Origin of the sequence: Tenacibaculum sp. MEBiC06402 (assembly GCF_049239625.1) — a bacterium.
Taxonomy (GTDB): Bacteria; Bacteroidota; Bacteroidia; order Flavobacteriales; family Flavobacteriaceae; genus Polaribacter.
This window is the reverse complement of sequence record NZ_JBMKKT010000097.1, coordinates 20,166-40,782: the sequence shown is the minus strand read 5'-3', so window position 1 is coordinate 40,782 and position 20,617 is coordinate 20,166. Positions and strand designations below refer to the sequence as shown.

12 protein-coding genes are annotated in these 20,617 nt (G+C 34.6%); 8 read left to right on the top strand and 4 right to left on the bottom strand.

The window, feature by feature from the left end:
* Window positions 1-67: 67 nt before the first annotated feature.
* From rpsJ to rpsL, 4 genes are read right to left on the bottom strand one after another with little or no spacing between them, the layout of a single operon-like run.
* Window positions 68-373 carry a 30S ribosomal protein S10 gene (rpsJ, locus tag ACOSP6_RS09835; RefSeq protein ID WP_075342599.1) on the bottom strand — a complete coding sequence of 102 codons (306 nt, stop codon included), beginning with the start codon at window positions 371-373 and terminating at the stop codon, window positions 68-70.
* 5 nt (window positions 374-378) lie between these two features.
* Window positions 379-2,496 (bottom strand): elongation factor G, encoded by a 2,118-nt coding sequence (gene fusA, locus ACOSP6_RS09830; RefSeq protein ID WP_422092843.1) that lies wholly within the window; start codon window positions 2,494-2,496, stop codon window positions 379-381.
* 5 nt (window positions 2,497-2,501) lie between these two features.
* Complete coding sequence (gene rpsG, locus ACOSP6_RS09825) at window positions 2,502-2,978, bottom strand: 30S ribosomal protein S7 (protein ID WP_100925426.1); 477 nt, start codon at window positions 2,976-2,978, stop codon at window positions 2,502-2,504.
* Window positions 2,979-3,009: 31 nt separating this feature from the next.
* On the bottom strand, window positions 3,010-3,390 hold the full coding sequence (rpsL, locus tag ACOSP6_RS09820; RefSeq protein ID WP_075342596.1) for a 30S ribosomal protein S12: 381 nt from the start codon (window positions 3,388-3,390) through the stop codon (window positions 3,010-3,012).
* A 174-nt stretch (window positions 3,391-3,564) separates the two neighbouring features.
* Here rpsL and ACOSP6_RS09815 point away from each other — a divergent pair, with 174 nt between their 5' ends.
* The 8 genes from ACOSP6_RS09815 (at window position 3,565) to ACOSP6_RS09780 (ending at window position 20,539) form a co-directional block, all read left to right on the top strand.
* The gene (locus ACOSP6_RS09815) at window positions 3,565-5,217 is read left to right on the top strand and encodes a POTRA domain-containing protein (protein WP_422092844.1); all 1,653 of its coding nucleotides are present in this window, start codon (window positions 3,565-3,567) and stop codon (window positions 5,215-5,217) included.
* 116 nt (window positions 5,218-5,333) lie between these two features.
* On the top strand, window positions 5,334-8,510 hold the full coding sequence (locus ACOSP6_RS09810) for a SusC/RagA family TonB-linked outer membrane protein (RefSeq protein ID WP_422092845.1): 3,177 nt from the start codon (window positions 5,334-5,336) through the stop codon (window positions 8,508-8,510).
* Between the two features lie 19 nt (window positions 8,511-8,529).
* Window positions 8,530-10,056, top strand: coding sequence for a hypothetical protein (locus tag ACOSP6_RS09805; protein ID WP_422092846.1), 1,527 nt, complete (start codon window positions 8,530-8,532; stop codon window positions 10,054-10,056).
* A gap of 78 nt (window positions 10,057-10,134) precedes the next feature.
* Window positions 10,135-13,401 (top strand): VCBS repeat-containing protein, encoded by a 3,267-nt coding sequence (locus ACOSP6_RS09800; RefSeq protein ID WP_422092847.1) that lies wholly within the window; start codon window positions 10,135-10,137, stop codon window positions 13,399-13,401.
* On the top strand, window positions 13,391-14,728 hold the full coding sequence (locus ACOSP6_RS09795; RefSeq protein WP_422092848.1) for a vanadium-dependent haloperoxidase: 1,338 nt from the start codon (window positions 13,391-13,393) through the stop codon (window positions 14,726-14,728). The genes ACOSP6_RS09800 and ACOSP6_RS09795 overlap by 11 nt, the downstream gene beginning before the upstream one ends.
* A gap of 171 nt (window positions 14,729-14,899) precedes the next feature.
* Window positions 14,900-18,190: a SusC/RagA family TonB-linked outer membrane protein gene (locus tag ACOSP6_RS09790; RefSeq protein ID WP_422092849.1), complete on the top strand. Its 3,291-nt coding sequence runs from the start codon at window positions 14,900-14,902 to the stop codon at window positions 18,188-18,190.
* Between the two features lie 21 nt (window positions 18,191-18,211).
* On the top strand, window positions 18,212-19,744 hold the full coding sequence (locus tag ACOSP6_RS09785; RefSeq protein ID WP_422092850.1) for a RagB/SusD family nutrient uptake outer membrane protein: 1,533 nt from the start codon (window positions 18,212-18,214) through the stop codon (window positions 19,742-19,744).
* A 57-nt stretch (window positions 19,745-19,801) separates the two neighbouring features.
* Window positions 19,802-20,539 (top strand): hypothetical protein, encoded by a 738-nt coding sequence (locus ACOSP6_RS09780; protein WP_422092851.1) that lies wholly within the window; start codon window positions 19,802-19,804, stop codon window positions 20,537-20,539.
* The last annotated feature ends 78 nt before the right edge of the window (window positions 20,540-20,617 follow it).

Genomic DNA, 20,617 nt, shown 5'->3' with positions numbered 1-20,617 from the left:
AAGGATTTCGGACTGCAAAAGTAAAAAAAACTTTCGACTTAACAAAATAAGCCGAAAGTTAAATTACTTATACCTTGATCTCTACCTCAACTCCACTTGGCAACTCAAGCTTCATTAACGCATCAATAGTCTTAGATGAAGAACTATAAATGTCTAATAAACGCTTGTAAGCAGATAATTGAAATTGCTCTCTAGACTTTTTGTTTACGTGTGGTGAACGTAAAACTGTAAAAATCTTTTTATGAGTTGGTAATGGGATTGGTCCGTTAACAACCGCACCTGTACTTTTTACTGTCTTAACGATTTTCTCTGCTGATTTATCAACTAAGTTGTAATCGTAAGATTTTAATTTTATTCTAATTTTTTGACTCATCTTAATTAACCTTTAGCATTAGCGATTACTTCCTCTGAAATGTTTGATGGAGTCTCAGCATAGTGTGAGAATTCCATTGTAGAAGTAGCTCTACCAGAAGATAATGTACGTAAAGAAGTTACATATCCGAACATCTCAGATAATGGAACGATAGCCTTTACAACTTTAGAACCAGAACGATCACTCATATCGTTTACTTGTCCACGTCTTCTATTTAAGTCTCCTACGATATCTCCCATATTTTCCTCAGGAGTTAACACTTCTAACTTCATCATTGGCTCCATGATTACAGCTCTAGCAGCCTTAGCCGCCGCCTTGTAACCTAATTTAGCCGCTAATTCGAATGATAACTGATCAGAATCAACTGGGTGGAAAGAACCATCTGTTAAAGTAACTTTCATTGAATCCATTTCATATCCAGCTAAAGGACCATTTTTCATTGCTTCTTTGAAACCTTTCTCAACTGAAGGAACAAATTCTTTAGGAACGTTTCCACCTTTAATAACAGATTCGAACACTAAACCTTGAACACCTTCTTCAGCAGGCTCCATTTTGAATACAATATCTGCGAATTTACCACGTCCACCAGATTGCTTCTTATAAACCTCTCTGTGTTCAGCAGCAGCAGTAATTGCTTCTTTATACTCTACTTGAGGTTGACCTTGGTTTACCTCAACTTTAAATTCACGCTTTAAACGATCAACAATAATATCTAAGTGTAACTCACCCATTCCTGAAATTACTGTTTGACCAGAAGCCTCATCAGTTCTAACTGTAAAAGTTGGATCTTCTTCTGCTAATTTAGATAAAGCGATTCCTAATTTATCAACATCTGCTTTAGTTTTAGGCTCAACCGCGATACCAATTACTGGATCTGGGAAGTCCATAGATTCTAAAACGATAGGCGCTTTCTCTGCAGATAAAGTATCTCCAGTCTTAATATCTTTAAATCCAACAGCAGCTCCGATATCTCCAGCTTCGATAAAATCTAACGCATTTTGTTTGTTAGAGTGCATTTGATAAATACGAGAAATACGCTCTTTTTTACCTGAACGATTATTTAACACGTAAGAACCTGCATCTAAACGACCAGAATACGCACGGAAGAATGCTAAACGACCTACGAATGGATCAGTAGCGATCTTGAATGCTAAAGCAGAAAACGGCTCTTTTACATCTGGTTTACGAGAAATCTCCTCACCTGTATCAGGATCAGTACCAACGATAGCATCTTTATCCACCGGAGAAGGTAAATAACGACAAACACCATCTAATAAAAACTGAACTCCTTTATTTTTGAAAGCAGAACCACAAACCATAGGAATGATAGACATATCCATTACAGCAGCACGCAAAGCAGCATGCACTTCTTCTTCTGTAATAGAGTCCTCATCTTCCATGAATTTCTCTAATAAGTTCTCATCATAAGCAGCTACCTCCTCGATTAATTTAGCTCTGTACTCAGCAGCCTCTTCTTTTAAATCTTCAGGAATATCGATAATATCAAAAGTAGATCCTTTAGTTTCATCATGCCAAACGATAGCACGGTTCTTAACTAAATCGATAACACCTTTGAAATCTGCTTCTTCACCAATTGGTAATACGATAGGCACAGCATTTGAACCTAACATATCTTTAACTTGCTGACATACCGCTAAGAAGTTAGACCCTTGACGATCCATCTTATTAACAAACCCCATACGAGGCACTTTATAGTTATCAGCTAAACGCCAGTTAGTTTCTGACTGAGGCTCAACACCATCAACAGCAGAGAATAAGAAAACTAATCCATCTAATACACGTAAAGAACGGTTTACCTCTACTGTAAAGTCAACGTGACCAGGAGTATCAATAATATTGAAGTGATATCCTTTTGTATCAGGTAATTTTTGTCCATTTTCAGTTGGGAATTCCCAAGTACATGAAGTTGCAGCAGAAGTAATTGTAATACCTCTTTCTTGCTCTTGCTCCATCCAGTCCATTGTAGCAGCACCATCGTGCACCTCTCCAATTTTGTGAGAAACTCCTGTGTAATAAAGGATACGCTCAGTAGTTGTTGTCTTACCCGCATCAATATGCGCAGCAATACCAATATTTCTTGTAAATTTTAAATCTCTAGCCATTTCTATTAAAATCTAAAGTGTGAGAATGCTTTATTTGCTTCAGCCATTTTGTGAGTATCAACTCTTTTCTTAACTGCCGCTCCTTCTTCTTTAGCTGCCGCTAAAACCTCAGCTGCTAAACGCTGAGCCATTGTTTTTTCATTACGCTTACGAGCATAACTAATCATCCATTTAATCGCCATTGAAACTTTACGATCCGGACGTATTTGCATTGGTATTTGGAATGTTGCTCCACCAACACGACGAGAACGAACCTCTACGTGTGGCATTACATTCGATAAACCATCTTTCCAAATTTCTAAAGCTGACTTTTCTTCGTCAGTTTTCTTTTCATTTACGATATCCATTGCATCGTAAAATACTTTGAACGCTACAGATTTCTTACCGTCCCACATTAAGTTGTTTACAAAACGTGTTACTAATTGATCGTTAAATCTTGGATCCGGTAACAAAACTCTTTTTTTCGCTCTTCTTTTTCTCATGTCTTTACATTAAAAAAGTTACTGATTAATCTTACTTTTTGTCTTTAGGGCGTTTTGCACCGTATTTAGATCTACGTTGAGTTCTTCCCTCAACACCTGCAGTATCTAATGCACCACGTACGATGTGGTATTTTACACCTGGTAAATCTTTTACCCTTCCACCTCTAACTAATACTATCGAGTGCTCTTGTAGGTTGTGACCTTCACCTGGAATATACGCGTTAATCTCATTACCATTTGTTAATCTAACACGAGCTACTTTACGCATAGCTGAGTTAGGTTTCTTTGGCGTTGTAGTGTATACACGCGTACAAACTCCACGTCTTTGAGGACATGCCGTTAAAGCAGCCGATTTACTCTTCTTAGTTATTTTGGTTCTTCCTTTACGAACTAATTGTTGAATAGTTGGCATACTAATTAATTACTTGTTTTCGTTTGTACTTATTAATAATCTCTATTTTTAAGAGTGTGCAAATGTACGATTAATTTCTAATTATTCAAATATCAGTAAGTTATTTTTAAAACAAGATTTAAATTCCGTCCGAAATTATTGATTTTAATGTACTTTAGCTCTTTTATAATTACTTTGAAAAAAAACTTCTTAATATTTATCATCCTGTTTCTTCTCTCTGGAAAAAGTCTTTTCAGCCAGAAAAAAGAAATTCAATTAAAATCGATAGACTCAACCGAAAACTCATTTCTCAAAAATTATAAACTTGATAAAGACACAGAATTCTCCAATAAAGAATTAAGAGAAAAACTTCAACTTGAAGGCTACATATACAATTCCATAGATTCAGTTGTTAAAACTCCGAGTAGAGATTCTATTACCTATTATATCACCTTAAGATCAAGAATCGACTCTTTACATTTAAAACTTCCTAAAAAATACAACTACTTAAAAAAAGAGATACCTCTTTTAAACCACAACATAATCAAAACAAACTTCACCAACTTTAAGAATATTGTTTCTAAAATCAACGATCATTTTATTAAAGAAGGAAAAGCATTCTCTAGCGTGACGTTATCAGACATCCAGTTAAATAAAAATAAAATCCGCGCAAATATTCTTATTCAAGAATCTCAAGTGAGAACAGTAGACGAGATAATTATTAAAGGGTACAACGATTTCCCAAAGAGCTTTTTAAATCACTATGTAAAAATCAAAAAAGGTGACGTTTTTAACAGAAACAAAATAAACCTTTCTTCAGAAGACATTAATAATTTAAATTTTGCTAAAACTACAAAACCACCAGAAGGACTATTTAAAAAAGACTCTACCTTAGTTTATTTCTACATTGATAAAACTCAAAGAAATAATTTCGATGGTCTCCTAAATTTCTCAACAAACCCCTCTAATGAAAACCTGTTGATTACCGGTAATCTAAACCTAGAATTAATTAATCTTTTAAACACTGGTGAAGAATTAAAGTTTTCATGGAACGCCAATGGTAATGAAAGCCAAAACATCAACCTATCTACTAGAATTCCGTATATATTCAATTCTCCTATCTCTAATTTAAGTTCTTTTGAAATCCACAAACAAGACAGCACTTTTTTAAGCTCAAAATTTAAAACTAGCTTCTTGTACAATCTTTCACCCAGAACCGAAATAGGAATTACTTATGAAACTGAAGCGTCTACAAACAATCTTGAAAACATCATCAGTAATATTGATAATTATGATAATTCATTTTTCGGAATTAATTTAAGCTTCAAGAAACCTAAACTACACTCTATTTACAGAATTAAATATTCTGTTCTAGGATCATACCAAATTGGAAAAAGGACAATCACTAGTATTAAGAATAACCAACATCGAGTTAACTTTGAGGCATCCTACTTGTTTGATATCAATCAAAGAAATTCAATTTTTATCAGAAACAAATCTGAATTACTATTTTCAAATAATTATTTAATTAATGAATTATATAGGATCGGAGGAACTAACTCAATAAGAGGTTTCAATCCGCAAAGCATCTTCACTTCTAAATATTCAATTTTCAACTTAGAGTACCGAATTCAAACAAATTCAGACTCTTATATATATAGTATTTCTGATTTTGGTTTTACAGAATCCATTAACGAAACACTAGAAAAACTTGTTAGTCTAGGTTTAGGATATTCTTTTATTATAAAAAAATCTAAAATAGACCTAATTTTTAGTGGAAATTTAAACAACACACCCAACAATAACAAAGGATTCAACTTATCATTAAGTTTTAAGAATTATTTCTAAAACAACTAACACATTTTAACAATTTCTATACTCACTTCACATTTTATTAACCTTTTTTATTGTTTTTTTAAGTTTATTTTAAGACTTTAGCGAACATTAATTCAAATAAATACAAAATGATAACAAAATTTAATGGAATTTTGGCGCTATTCTTTGCGTTTATTGTGCAAATATCATTTGCGCAAGAAAAAACAATTTCAGGTATTGTTTCAGATCAATCGGGACCACTACCTGGAGTTAGTGTGCAGAAAAAAGGTTCTGCTTCTGGTACAGAAACTGATTTTGATGGTAAATACTCTATCAAAGCTAAAGCAGGAGACGTATTAGTTTTTAGATTTGTAGGAATGAAAACAGTTGAAAAAACTGTTGGAAGTTCTAGTTCGATCAATGTTGTTATGGGAGAAGATAGCAACGTATTAGAAGAAGTTGTTGTTACAGGGGTAGCAACTGGTACATCTAAGAAAAAATTAGGGGTTTCTGTAAACTCTATTTCTTCTCAAAAATTAGAATCCCCAGGTACTCAATCTATCGATCAAGCATTACAAGGTAAGATTGCAGGTACTGTAGTACAATCTACAACTGGTCAGCCTGGTCAGCAACAAAACATTGTATTAAGAGCAATTAACTCTCTTAACAGTTCTCAACCAATGATTTTAATTGATGGTGTTCAAATCTTAACAACTAGCTCAAGTGTGGGTGGTGCTTCTAACCAGAGTTCACGTTTAGCTGATATCGATTTTAGTACTATCGAAAGAGTTGAAACAATTTCAGGTGCTGCTGCGGGTACAATCTATGGTGCTCAGGGAGCGAATGGGGTAATCAACATCATTACTAAGAAAGGTAAAGCTGGTAAGATGAAAGTTACTGTAAGAACGGATTTAGGTGTAGTAAACGCTATTACTGGTGATGACTTAAAAAGATCTAAATTTCACCGTTACCAAACAGATGCTCAAGGATTCTTAACTGACTTAAATGGTGTAAGAGTTACTGACTTAAACAATGAGGCTCAGTACGGAGCTGTTGCTATCAACCCAGTAACTGTTGGAGCTACTCAATTAGGTGCTGCAGGTATTAACGATACACCTTTCGCAGAACAAACTTATGATGCTACAGATGTATTATTTAACACTGCTATTAACCAAACTTTAGGAGTTAATTTAGTTGGAGGTACTGAAAAAACCAACTATTTATTAGCTGCTAACAGAACTGAGCAAGAGTCTGTTCTTGTACCAGGAAAATATGTAAAGTACGATGCTCGTTTCAACTTAGGTGTTGATTTAGCTGATAATTTAAAAGTAACTGGTCGTTTTGACGTTATCAATAGTGCAAACGACACTGGTACAAATACAGATAATGCAAACGCAAACAACTTAATTAATAACGTATTCCAAAACTTACCTCACGTAGATTTATTAAACGTGAGAAACAGTGACGGAGATTTTGTTGTTCAACCAGATTTAACAGATCCAAACTCAACTAACCCTTTCTTCTTCAGAAGATATCAAACAAGATTAGATGAGGTAACTCGTTACATTTCTAACTTTAACTTAAACTATAAGCCAACTGATTATTTGAGCTTTGATATTAAGTATGGTTACGATACGTATACTCAAAACTTTACTTTCTTCCAAGAAAATAAAAGTGATCACCAGCAAGAAAGAGTTATTACAAATAACAAAACTGGTAGAATCAACTTTATTACAAATCAAGAATACTTCCAGAACTTCTTAGCTTCTGCCAACTTAATTCTTGACTTTAAAGAGCAATTTGGATGGGATACTAATATTGTATCTACAACAACTGTTAACTTTGACTGGAGAGATCAAGAGCTTACTTCAAATAGTGTAAGTGGTACTGATAACCCATTTGGAGCTTTTGGTGAGTTTAATATTAACCAATCTTCAACTAAAGTATTAAACCCATTCTTTAACTCTCAGTTTAGAACTTACGGTTATTTAGTAAACCAAAAGTTTGATTTCGGTAGTTTATTCGGATTCTCTGCTGGTTTCAGACAAGATTTCTCTAACAGATTCGGTTCTGGTTTAGACTTTACTTTCCCAAGAGCTGATGCTTATTTCAATATTGGTGAAACTTTCGAAAATGACGCTGTAAACTTATTAAAGATTAGAGCTGCATATGGAGAGGCTGGTATCCAACCTCCTTTTGGAAACAACTTAATCACATTATCTAGTAGTACTTTAGGTGCTGATGTAGGTTCGGCTTTCCCAGCTACTTTATCAAATGAATCTTTAGAGGTGGAAAAAACTCGAGAGTTAGAAGTTGGTTTAGACTATGGATTTACTCCTAGTGAAGGAGCTTGGTTCTCAAGTGTAAACGGTTTCATTAACTACTTTACAAGAGAAACTACAGGTGCTATCTTTAGAGGTGAATTAGCTCCATCTACTGGTGCTGGTGGTATCCAATCTAACAACTATGACTTATCAAGTAATGGTATCGAATTCTCTGCTGATACTCAAGTATATACTTCGCAAGATTTCGGTTGGAACTTTGGTGTTCGTTTCACTAAATCGCAAGCTGTTTTAGACAGAATTTCGAGTGGTCAGCCATTAGTAGTTAGTGATAACTTCGTATTAGAAGAAGGTCAAGAAGTTGGTACTTTCTCTTTATTCAAAGTTGTTGAAGACTTAAACGAAACTGATTTAGATGGTAACTTAATTATACCAACTGCAGATCAAGGAAACTTTACAAAAGCAAGTAGTGGTTATATCGTTAACAAGAACACTGGTAACGTAGTTATCACTCCAGACAAAAGAACTTTAGGTAGTTCTCAACCTGATTTTGTAATGACTTTCATCAATGATTTCCAAATCAGTGACTTCGTTAACTTATCATTACAATTAGACTGGTTCCAAGGATTAGATGTATATAACAACGCTAAGCAATGGTTATATAACAATGGTTTACATGCAGACACTGCTGTACCTGTAACAATTGAAGATCCTTCAGGAACTGATCAAACTGGAGCATTCGTTCAGTACTATACTTCTTTATACAACACTAACGTTCCTTTATCTCACTTCTTAGAAGATGCTTCTTTCTTAAGATTAAGAACTGTTGCTGTTAACTTTAAATTGAAGAAATTTATTAAGTCTGACTTTATTGATGCTTTAGATGTAAGAATTTCAGGAAGAAACTTATTAACATTTACTGATTATACTGGTTTAGACCCAGAAGCTTCTAGAACTTTTGGTAACACATTCCAAAGAGGTTTTGACGAATTTACTATGCCTAACACTAAAAGTATCAACTTAGGTATAAATATTTCTTTCTAAAATAAAAACAAATATTAAGATGAAAAAATTTAGATTATTATCGATATTCGTTTTAGGTTTATTAGTATTAGTATCATGTCAAGACAACCTTTTAGATACTGACATTGAACCTATAAACCTAAACGAGCCTACATTAGCAGCCTTAAGCACTCCAACTGGAATGTCTGGATATGCTAAAGGTATGTATGTTCACACAACTGATCCTAACCGAAGTGTTAACTTCTGGTTTGTAGCAGGATACCACGAAACAATGGGAGATAACTTAACGATGCCTTGGGGTAACTTTGGAGGTCGTTGGGTAAACCAAACTGAGTCTATTATAATGGATGATGGTAGTACAGTTATTCCTCCACAAGGTGGACCTCAACCAGGAGAAATTGCAATAAGAAACACAAGAGCTGCAGGTTCTGATAACCCAACTCAATATGAATGGGCTGATTACTATGCCGTGAACAATCATGCAAATGTTATTTTAGCTAACGTTGACAATGTTCAAGGAGCAAGCGATTCTCAAAAAGATGCTTACAGAGCTTGGGCTTTATGGTGGAAAGCTTATTCTTATCACAGAATTGGATTAATGTATGAGCAAGGTGTTGTTGTAGACACTCCAGGTGCTACAAATGACGCATTTGTTAACAGTGATGCTTTAATTGCAGAATCTAACAGTTTATTAGATGATTTAACAACTTTAATTAATGGTGTATCTGATGCTGCTGCATTCAATGAGATTTTCATGGGAGCTCAAATTACAATCGCTAGTACTAAAGTTGATATGGCTGGATTAGTTAAAAACATCAACAGTTTAAGAGCTCGTAACCTTGTATATAGCAAGAAAGTTTCGGATATGACTTCAGCTGATTGGAATAACGTTATTACTTGGTGTAGCAATGGTGTAAGCAACAACAATGAAGCTTTTGCTATGACATCTGAAGCTACGGTATTAGACAATGGATGGTTACCAGGTGTTGTATCAGGATTCTGGTATTTCCCTAGTCCACGTTTAATTCAAGATATTAACTCAGGAGATGATCGTTTAGATGCTTACTTTGATCCTTTCGTATTCCCTAACCCAAGAGGAAGAGGGATTCAATACGGATGTAACTATTTCTGGAAAGATCCTTCTCCAATTGCATCAGGAACAGCTGGAGCAATCAAGTTATACTACGGTGCATCTCATGAAGAAAACGAACTTTTATTAGCTGAAGCTAAAATTAGAACTTCAGATGTTGAAGGTGGTTTAGCACATTTAGATGCTGTTAGAACTTTACAAAGTTCTGGACTAGCAGCTACTGTAGGAACTAGTTTATCACAAGCTGATGCTTGGGAAGAAGTACGTAAAGAAAGAAGATTAGGATTAATCTTTAGAGGTCTTGCTTTTTATGACGCAAGAAGATACGGTGTTGCTGGTGCCTCAAGAACTGGTGCACACGTAATGGATGCTGCTGGTGTATTAAACACTAACGCAACAATTAACTATAACTATTTAGAATACTGGCCTGTTCCAGCTTTTGAGAGCGATTTTAACTCTCCTGGAGCCCAAAACTAAATGATGAATTAATCAATAAAGGGGTTGTGTATAACAACCCCTTTTCCTTATAATAATTTTAAATCATTCTTGTGATTTATGAGAACGAAGCTTTTAATGGTAGTTATACTACTTTCCCTTATATTAAGTAGCTGCAAGAAGAACAATACCCCGAAAAACAAACAAACAACCAAAACAAACTATTTATTTAAAAAACTTAGTCCAGAGTCCACTAACCTATCCTTTAAAAATGAGATTAAAGATGATGTTGACCACAACATTATAAACTACATTTATTATTACAATGGAGGTGGTGTTAGTGTTGGTGACTTTAACAACGACGGGCTGCCTGACTTATATTTTGTTTCAAATAGAAATAAAAACAAATTATACTTAAACAAAGGTAACTTGACCTTTGAAGACATTACTGAAAAGGCAGGAGTAAAAGGAAAAGCTGACTGGCAAACAGGAGCAACAATCGTTGACATCAACAATGACGGATTACTAGACATATATATTTGTGCAGTTTCAGGTCTTTTAGACTTCAAAGGACATAACGAGCTTTATATCAACAACGGTGATAATACATTCACAGAAAAATCAGAGGAATATAATTTAGATTATAAAGGATATTCAACACAAGCCTACTTCTTCGATTATGACAAAGACGATGATTTAGATGTTTACATTGTAAATCATGCAGTCCACACCAAGACATCACATGGTCCAGCTATGCTTAGAGAAAAAAGAACAGGTTTAACGGGTGATGCTCTTTTACAAAACACAAACAACAAATTCACAGATTACAGCGAAAAAGCCAAAATATTTGGAGGTGCAAATGGCTATGGTTTAAGTGCTTCTATCGCTGATTTTAACAATGATGGTTGGGATGATATTTACGTTTGTAACGACTTTCATGAAGACGACTATTATTACATTAACAATCAAGATGGGACTTTTACTGAATCGCTATCTGATAAATTCTCAATGATTAGTAGGTTTTCTATGGGAAGCGATGCCGCTGACATCAATGGTGATGGTTTCCAAGATTTAATAACATTAGATATGTTACCTAAAGATGAACGTGCTGTTAAAGAGTCTGAAGGTGATGACACCATGCTAAACGTACAAATGCAATTACAAAAACTTGGATACAAAGATCAATATGCAAGGAATATGCTTCAAATGAACAATTCGGGAGAATTCTTTTATGAAGAGGCCCTCTTTAATGGTGTTGCCGATACGGATTGGAGTTGGAGTCCATTATTAGCCGATTTCAACAATGATGGACATCAAGACTTATTTGTGGCAAATGGAATATTACGTCGACCAAATAACTTGGATTTTAGAATGTACGTCGCTAGCACATATAAATACAGAGATAAAACAAAATCTAAAGATGAATGGTTATTGAATTCCTTATCAGAAATGCCAAAAGGAATTATACCTAATCAAATTTTTAAAGGTAATTCTGAAAAATTCGAAAACCAAAATAACAATTGGATTGAAGATTACCCGACTATATCTAACGGTGCTACTTATGCCGATTTAGATTTAGATGGTGATTTGGATTTAATCACTAACAACATGAATGATTTTTCTTTCATTTATGAAAACACAACTCAGAATAAAAATTATATTAAATTAAATTTTGAATATTCAGAAGGAAATAAAAATGGAATAGGAACAAAAGCCATTGTTTATTCGAAAGGTAAGCAACAGCTAAAACAATTATACAACTCAAGAGGTTTCATCTCTTCAGTCAGTAATTCGTTACATTTCGGGCTTGACACTATCAAAAAAATTGATTCTATAAAGGTGATTTGGCCTAATAATAGAATGCAAAAAATAGTTAATACCGAATTAAATAAACTTATCAAAATAAAATATAGCGAACCAGATTCTCAAAAATGGTTTCCTGAATCTACTAAAAGTAAAAAGTTATTTACCAAATCCTCAATAATCAACTTCAATCACAAAGAAGATCAATATAACGACTTTTATGTGGAAAGATTAATTCCTTATAAAGTTTCAACATCTGGTCCAGCAATCGCTGTTGGAGATATTGACAACAACGGTTTTGAAGATATTTATATAGGAAATGGATGTGGAAGTCCTGCTAAGTTGTTTTTAAATGATGGTAAAAAATTATCGGAAAAAACAATTTCTACTTTTACTAATGATGCTTTCTATGAAGACACTACAGCATCTTTCTTTGATGCCGACAATGATGGCGATTTAGATTTGTATGTAGGGTCTGGAATAAACCAAAGAAGAAATTGGAAATACGAATTAGACCGTTTATATATCAACAATAATGGAAATTTTGAATCGTCAAACTCTATACCAGCAAATAAAAATATAGCCTCATGTGTTAAACCTTATGACTATGACAGTGATGGCGACATTGACTTGTTTGTAGGGAATCGATCTAATCCTAATGATTTCGGACAATCGATTGATTCATACATTTTAGTGAATGATGGGAAAGGTAATTTCGAAATAGACAAAAAATTCAACTTAAAATCTCATGTAACAGATGCTATTTGGACAGATCTGAACAACGATAATGTAAAAGATTTAATCGTTACTACAGAATGGGATTATCCTAAAATTTACATTAACCAGAAAGGCACATTGACTTTATCGAATGAGTTCCCAAATCTCATGGGGCTATGGCAAACCGTTACAACTCATGATATAGATAAAGATGGAGATGAAGATATTCTTTTAGGAAACTGGGGAACGAATACAAAATTCAGAGCTACTAAAGACGCTCCTTTGCATATGTATTATTCTGATTTCGATAGTAACGGAAAAAACGAAACTGTATTAGCATATAATTTAGATGGTAAATACTATCCTATATACTCAAAAGATGAATTGGCTTCTCAAATGAATATTATCAAGAAAAGATTTGTAAAGTACAAGGACTATGCTACCAAAACTATTGAGGAAGTTCTTACACAAGAAGAAATAAACAAAGCTAAAAAGTACTACGTTAACAATTTAAACTCAGGATACATTGAGAATAATAATGGGGTGTTTATTAATTTTATTGATTTACCTAAAGCATTCCAGCTGGCTCCTATCAATACCTTTTGTAAAATAAATTTAAATTCAAAAGAGAATATTTTAGCTTTTGGAAATAACAAGTCGGTAAACACGTATCATGGAGGGTACGAGAGTATTAAAGGACTATTATTATATGATAGAAACGAATACTCACTGACGAGTAATTTTGGAATAGAACCCTTCGAAAAGGAGATTCGCAACACAAAGATTATTTCTTTGAAAGATAGAAAAGTCCTATTAATAGTACCAAATAACGATACCGTAAAAACGTATTACATAAATGAAAACTAGAAAGCATTTTTATAAATACATCTCATTATTAATTTCAATTTTATTTTTAGCTTCTTGTAAAAAAGAAAAAGAAATTGAAATATCACCAGAACAATATCACGCTGTTGTTGATCATTTAACACAAATAATGATTCATGACGTATTTTCTCCTCCTGTAGCGAGTAGAATATATGTATACCCTAATATAGCGGCTTATGAGGCATTAAATGAAAATGATTCTACTTACCAAAGTTTATCAAATCAACTGAATGGCTTAAAATTAAAAAAGCACAATCAAGATAGTGATATAAATAGGAAAATGGCTTCTCTTATCGCTTACATGGACGTTGCGAAAGAATTAATTTTTTCAAAAGAAAAACTAACCTCATACAGAGACAGCTTATACAATCTATGGGAAGAAGAGAATAATCAGAGTTTCGGTAAAGCTAAGAATCATGGAATTCATTATTCATCACAAGTCATCGCATGGATGAATAAAGACAATTACGCCCAAACCAGAACAATGCCAGAACACAATGTTTTATCTGATGATCCTTCCCAATGGAAGCCTACTCCTCCATCTTATATGGATGCCATCGAACCTCATTGGAATAAAATTAGAACGTTCGCTTTAGATTCTGCCTCTCAATTTAAACCTAAGACTCACCCAAAATTTTCTCTAGAGAAGAATACAGAGTTCTTCAAGGAGCTTTTGGAAGTATATAACGTTGTTAAGGACATTAATGAAAAAGGTGATACTTCAGAAGAAATTGCAATAGCGAGATTTTGGGATTGCAATCCATATGTTTCTGTAACTCGCGGACATTTCATGTTTGCCTCAAAAAAGATAACTCCAGGTGCTCACTGGATTGGGATATGTAAGATAGCATGTAAACAGAATAAATCAAACTTTCAGGAAACAGTTTATGCATACACCAAAACTTCTATCTCAATTGCTGACGCATTTATAAGCTGTTGGGACGAAAAATACCGTAGTAATCTGGTTAGACCTGAAACACTCATTAACAATAATCTGGATGATTCATGGGAACCGGTGCTTCAAACTCCTCCATTTCCAGAATATACAAGTGGACATTCTGTTGTTTCAGGAGCCGCATCCGAAACATTAACCGATATTTTTGGTGATAATTTTGAGTTTAACGACACTACGGAACTCCCATATGGCCTTCCTGCAAGAAAATTTTCTTCATTTAGAAACGCTGCCAAAGAGGCAGCAATAAGTAGACTTTACGGAGGTATACATTACCGTTCAGCAATCGATTTAGGCCTAACGCAAGGACAAAATGTTTTCAAAAACCACAAAGAGTCAGTAAGTTACTTAAAATAACATCGACAAATAGAAAGTATTTAACAAAAGAGGTTTTTTCTTAATTATTCGTTAAAAGAATTCTTTCGCCAATAATTTATAAACAAAGCTTAATCGTTTTTTCTGTTAAAAAATTGTTTATTTAAGATAAAATTAAGACTTTAGCGTTTGATTAATTCAAACAATTATACAATGAAAACAAAGTTTAATGGAATTTTAACGCTTTTGTTAGCGTTGGTTGTGCAAATTTCCTTTGCGCAAGAGAGAACGATTTCAGGTACTGTTTCTGATGAATCAGGTCCATTACCTGGGGTTAGTGTATTAAAAAAAGGTACTACTTCAGGTACTGAAACTGATTTTGATGGTAACTACTCTATTAAAGCAAAGACAGGTGATGTTTTAGTTTTTAGCTTTGTTGGTATGAAATCTGCTGAAAGAGTAGTAGGTTCATCTAACAACATCAGTTTAACATTAGAAACTGACAATTTACTTGAAGAGGTTATTGTAGTAGGTTATGGTACTGCGACTAAACAGTCTTATGCGGGTACTGCTGCAACAGTAGCTACTGAAAATTTAGAAGCTAAATCTTTCTCAAACGTATCTCAAGCGTTAACTGGGGAAGTTGCCGGGGTTACTGTAATTAACACTTCTGGACAGCCAGGTACAATTGGTACTGTTCGTGTTCGTGGTTATGGTTCTCCTAACGGTAACAGAGCTCCTTTATACGTAATTGATGGTATTCCTTTTGCAGGTACATTTGACCTTAACTCGGTTAACCCTGCTGACATCAAGAGTACTACAGTATTAAAGGATGCAACTGCAACAGCAATTTATGGATCTAGAGGTGCGAACGGGGTAATTTTAATTACTACGAAGTCTGGTTCTTCTTCTGAAAAATCTTATATCGAAGCTGACGTTAAAACTGGGGTTAACGTACAAATCATCCCTAGATACAATGTAATCCAAAACCCAGAAGAATATATTGGATTAGTATGGGAAGGATTATACAACAGAGGTGTTGTGACTGGAAATGCTGACCCTGTTGGTTTTGCAAACTCTACTTTATTAGGTGGTAATGGTATTGGTGACGGATACAACATGTGGAATGTTGCTTCTGGAGCTGACTTAATTGACCCAGCTACTAGATCTGTAAGACCAGGTGTACAAAGATTATTTGATCCAGAAAGATATGCTGATTTCGCATTTGGAGAGGGAATTAGAACAGAGGCTAACTTACGTATGGGTGGTGGTTCTGCTAAATCTAAGTACTTCGTTTCTATGGGTTATTTAGATGACAGTGGATACTCTTTAAACTCTGATTTCAAAAGATATACAACAAGAATAAACTTAACTTCAGATGTAAAAGATTGGTTAAAATTACAATCTAACATTGGTTATGCTTTATCTCAAAGTACAAACAATGGTCAAACTGCTGGTTCAGAAAACGTATTCGAATTCGCAGATAAAATGGCTCCAATTTATCCAGTATTCGCTAGATTCCCTGGAACTGGTGACAAAATTCCAGATCCAATCTACGGTGGATTCCAATACGATTATGGTTCTCCAACTGGTGCATTAAACGGATTTACAAGAGCGAGACCAAATGCTAACTTATTAAACCCAATTGGTTCAGCAATCTTAGACTTCAATGGTAGTGAAACTCACTCTATCAACGGTAATATTAGTGCAGATTTCAAATTATCTGACGAATTAACTTTCGAAACTAAATTTGGAGGTCAATACTCGTACCAAGAATTTATTAGTGCCGGTAACCATGTTTATGGTACTGCAAATACAAACAATGGTACTTTAGCTTTAACTGATACTACAAGATGGTCTCAAACTTTCTTGCAGTTATTACGTTATAAAACTTCTTTTGGAGATCACTCTATCGAAGCATTAGCTGCACATGAAACTTTTGAAAGAAGATTTGAGCAAACTGGAATTAACAAACAAAACGTTGTTGTTCCTGGGTTATACAATGCTAGTAACTATTTAGAAAGCCAATCTCCTGCATTCGGTTCGCAAAATGGATCTGCTATTGAGTCTTATTTTGGACAAGTAAACTATAACTTTGCTAATAAATATTACTTAACTGGTTCTTTAAGAACGGATGGTTCTTCACGTTTCGTAAAAGATAAGTGGGGTACATTTGGATCTGTTGGTGCTGCTTGGGTTGTTAGTGAAGAAGACTTCATGCAAGATAGCTTCCTTTCTTATTTAAAAGCTAAAGCTTCTTGGGGGGTAACAGGAGATCAAGATGGTGCTAGTACTGCTGCTGGTTTCGATATTTTCAACGCTAATTTTGTTGGAGGTGGTTTAGCTTTAGATTTATCTAGACCTGGTAACAACGATTTAACTTGGGAAACTTCTAGACAATGGCAAGCTGGTTTAGAGTTAAGTATTGGAAATTATGTTGACGCTAACTTTGACTACTATAGAAAAACTACTGATAACTTATTCTTTAATCAAAGAGTTGGACCTTCAGATGGTATTGCTTCTATCTTAGTAAATGATGGTGAAGTATTAAACGCTGGTTTCGAATTTGACGTGACTGGACATTTAGTAAATAACGAAAACTTCAAATTAGACTTATCTATTAATGGAGAAATGTTAGAGAACGAAATGTTAGTTATGCCACTTGACCCATCAACTAATAAACAAAAAATTATTGATTCAGGATCAAGTCCTGACGGTGCTTATGCATTTGCTGTTGGTCGTTCTATCTTCGACTTCTTTATGCAAGAATGGGCTGGTGTAGATCCATCTGATGGAGCTCCAATGTGGTACCAATACTATGATGATAAGAACGGTAACAATGTTTTAGATGCTGGAGAAGGTGATTTCTCAGTTTTACCTAACGGAGATGCTAGTACAACTAGTTCTTTATTTGAATATAGAAATGCTGATCCAAGCGCTGTAAACATTAAAAAACAAGTTACTAAGACTTATGCTGACGCAACTCAAGTATTTATTGATAAGTCTTTCATTCCTGATGTAAGAGGGTCATTCAGATTATCTGGAAAATTAGGAGGATTTGACTTTGCTACTCAATTCACATATAGTTTAGGTGGTTACGCTTACGATGGACAATATGCTGAATTAATGAGTGATCGTTTCGGTGCTGCAGGAAACAACTTCCACACAGACATTAGAAACAGATGGCAACAACCAGGAGATATTACAGATGTGCCTTTATTAGCTGATAACGCAGTTGTAAATGCTACTTCTTTATCTTCACGTTTTGTTACAAGTACTGATTATATCGCTTTAAATAATGCTAGAATTGGTTACACAGTGCCTAGCAGCTTTATGGAAAACTCTGGAATTGATGGTATCAACATTTGGGTGTCGGGTGATAATTTATTTATCAACACTGCAAGAGAAGGATTCAACCCTGCAATTAGAGAAGCAGGTAACTCTGGGCGTAGAATCTATGCTCCTGCAACGACTATCACAATGGGGGTAAGAGTTAAATTTTAATTTCAAAAACTTATTAAAATCATGAAAAAAATTAAAATCTTATTCGCTGCTACTTTAATAGCTGTAACTTACAGTTGTAGTGACGAATTATTAAAGAATGATGGAGTTTCTGGAGAGAGCCAACCAACAACATCATTAACTTCTTCTCAGTTAGAGCAAGGAGCAACAACAAACTTAGAAATTCCTGCAGCTTTCGTATCGGGAATGTATGCACAAATGGTTCAAACTGGATCAGGAGGTACAGGTGGACACGATGACTTCGGTCATAAATCTTATGATGTTTTCGGAGATATGATGTCTGGAGATATGGCTTTAAGTTTAAGTACTTACGGTTGGTATAGAGCTAGTATCACAGAATTACAAGCAATGGAAGATTTCACTTTCGGTGATAACAGACAAGTTTGGAGATACTACTACAGAATTATCAGATCGGCAAATACTATTATCCAAAACTTAGGTGGTAACGATGCCGTTCCAGCTAACCCTGATAGTAGATATTCAATGGGACAAGCTAAAGCAATGAGAGCTCACTCTTATTTTTACCTAACTCAGTATTACCAAAAAGAGTATAACGCTTCTGAGCCAATTTTACCAATGCCTATTGGGGAAACTTCTGGTAACTTACCAAAGTCTACTGCAGAAGAAGTATACAATAGAATGGAACAAGACTTAACAGATGCTATTAGCTTATTAGGAGGTTTCAATAGAACTAGTAAAAGTGCTGTTAACCAAGATGTAGCACGTATGTTATTAGCTTATGTTCTAGGTGCTAAAGGAGGAAGAGATGCAGAAGTTGCTGCTTTAACACAAGCTGTTATTAACTCTGGTAACTATAGCATGTTAGGATCTGCTGATGTAACGAATGGATTCAACGATGTTAACTCTCCAAGCTGGATGTGGGGTATTGATATTACACCTGAATTAGGATTAGGATTAATTTCTTGGTGGGGTCAAATTGACGCTTATTCATATAGTTATGCATGGGCTGGAGACTATAAAGCGATTGATTTAGATTTATATAACGCTATTCCAGCTGATGATGCTCGAAAAGCTCAATTCTTAGGAGACACTTCTAACGGTAGATATTTACAACCTCTATTAAAGTTTTATTATTCTGCAGCTGTTGCAGGTAATTTCTCTGAGGCTGTTATGGGTAGTGGACCACAGCAAGGTCTTACTGCTGACTACGTTTACATGCGTGTTGAAGAAGCTTATTTATTAAACGCTGAAGCAAATGCTAAAGCAGGGAACGAAGGTGTTGCAAGAGCTTCTTTAAAAGCTTTAGTTTCGAGAAGAGTTCCAGATGCTTCTTATGTAGATGCACTAAGTGGTCAAGCTTTATTAGATGAAATTTACTTACAAACTCGTATTGAGTTATGGGGAGAAGGTAAGAGTTTCTTAGCTTTAAAGCGTAACAAGAGAACTGCTGTAAGAGGTGCAAACCACTTATCTTTAGTAGGTACTCCAATTCAATATAACGATGAGCGTTTCCAATTTGAGATTCCACAAGATGAAATCCAAAATAACCCATTCGTTACAGATCAAAACTTATAAGATATAACATAAACCATCTTGAGTTTACACTCAGGATGGTTTTTAACCCTTACATATATGAAAAACATAAAATTACTTCTAGTTGCTGCTTTAGGATTAGCAACTTTAAATAGTTGTAAAGATACTATCGAGGATTTTGATGCTCCTGCATTTGCTACATTTCAGAATGAACCTGTTGTAGTAAGTTTACCTGACGGTGCTCAAGAAACTAGAGAAATTACTATCTATACAGCTAACAAAACCTCTTCTGATAGAGTTATTGATGTTGTAGTTACTGAAGCTACTGATGCAGACCCTGCTTCATACAACGTACCTTCAAGTATTACTATTCCTGCTAATAGTAATGAAGCTAAGTTATCTATTGACTTTACTAGTGTTAATTTAGAATTAACATCTGAGAAGAAATTAGTTTTAAGACTTACTCAAACTGACGGTTTAAATGTTGGTGAGGATTTAGTAATCGGAATGTCTCAATCTTGTCCTTCTGGTGAGGCTAAGGTTAAAATAACATTAGGATTTGATAGCTGGCCTGAAGAAGCTGCATGGAGAATCTTAGATTCTACTGGAGCTACTGTATTAGCTAGTGCTGATCCTTTCGCATACGGTGCTTACGCTGGAGCGTCTGGTTCATTAGATGTCGTTCAATGTTTACCTAGCGGAACATATACTATTCAAATTTTTGATCAGTATGGAGACGGTGGTACTACTTATGTTATCACTTCTGATGGTACTCAAGTACTTAATTTAGGAGGTGGTGATTATGGAGGATCATACTCAGGACAAATTACATTGTAATTTATAATATTTTTTATATTGAAACCACCTTTTAAAAAGGTGGTTTTTTTTTGTAATAAATTAAGTTACTTTTGCAGC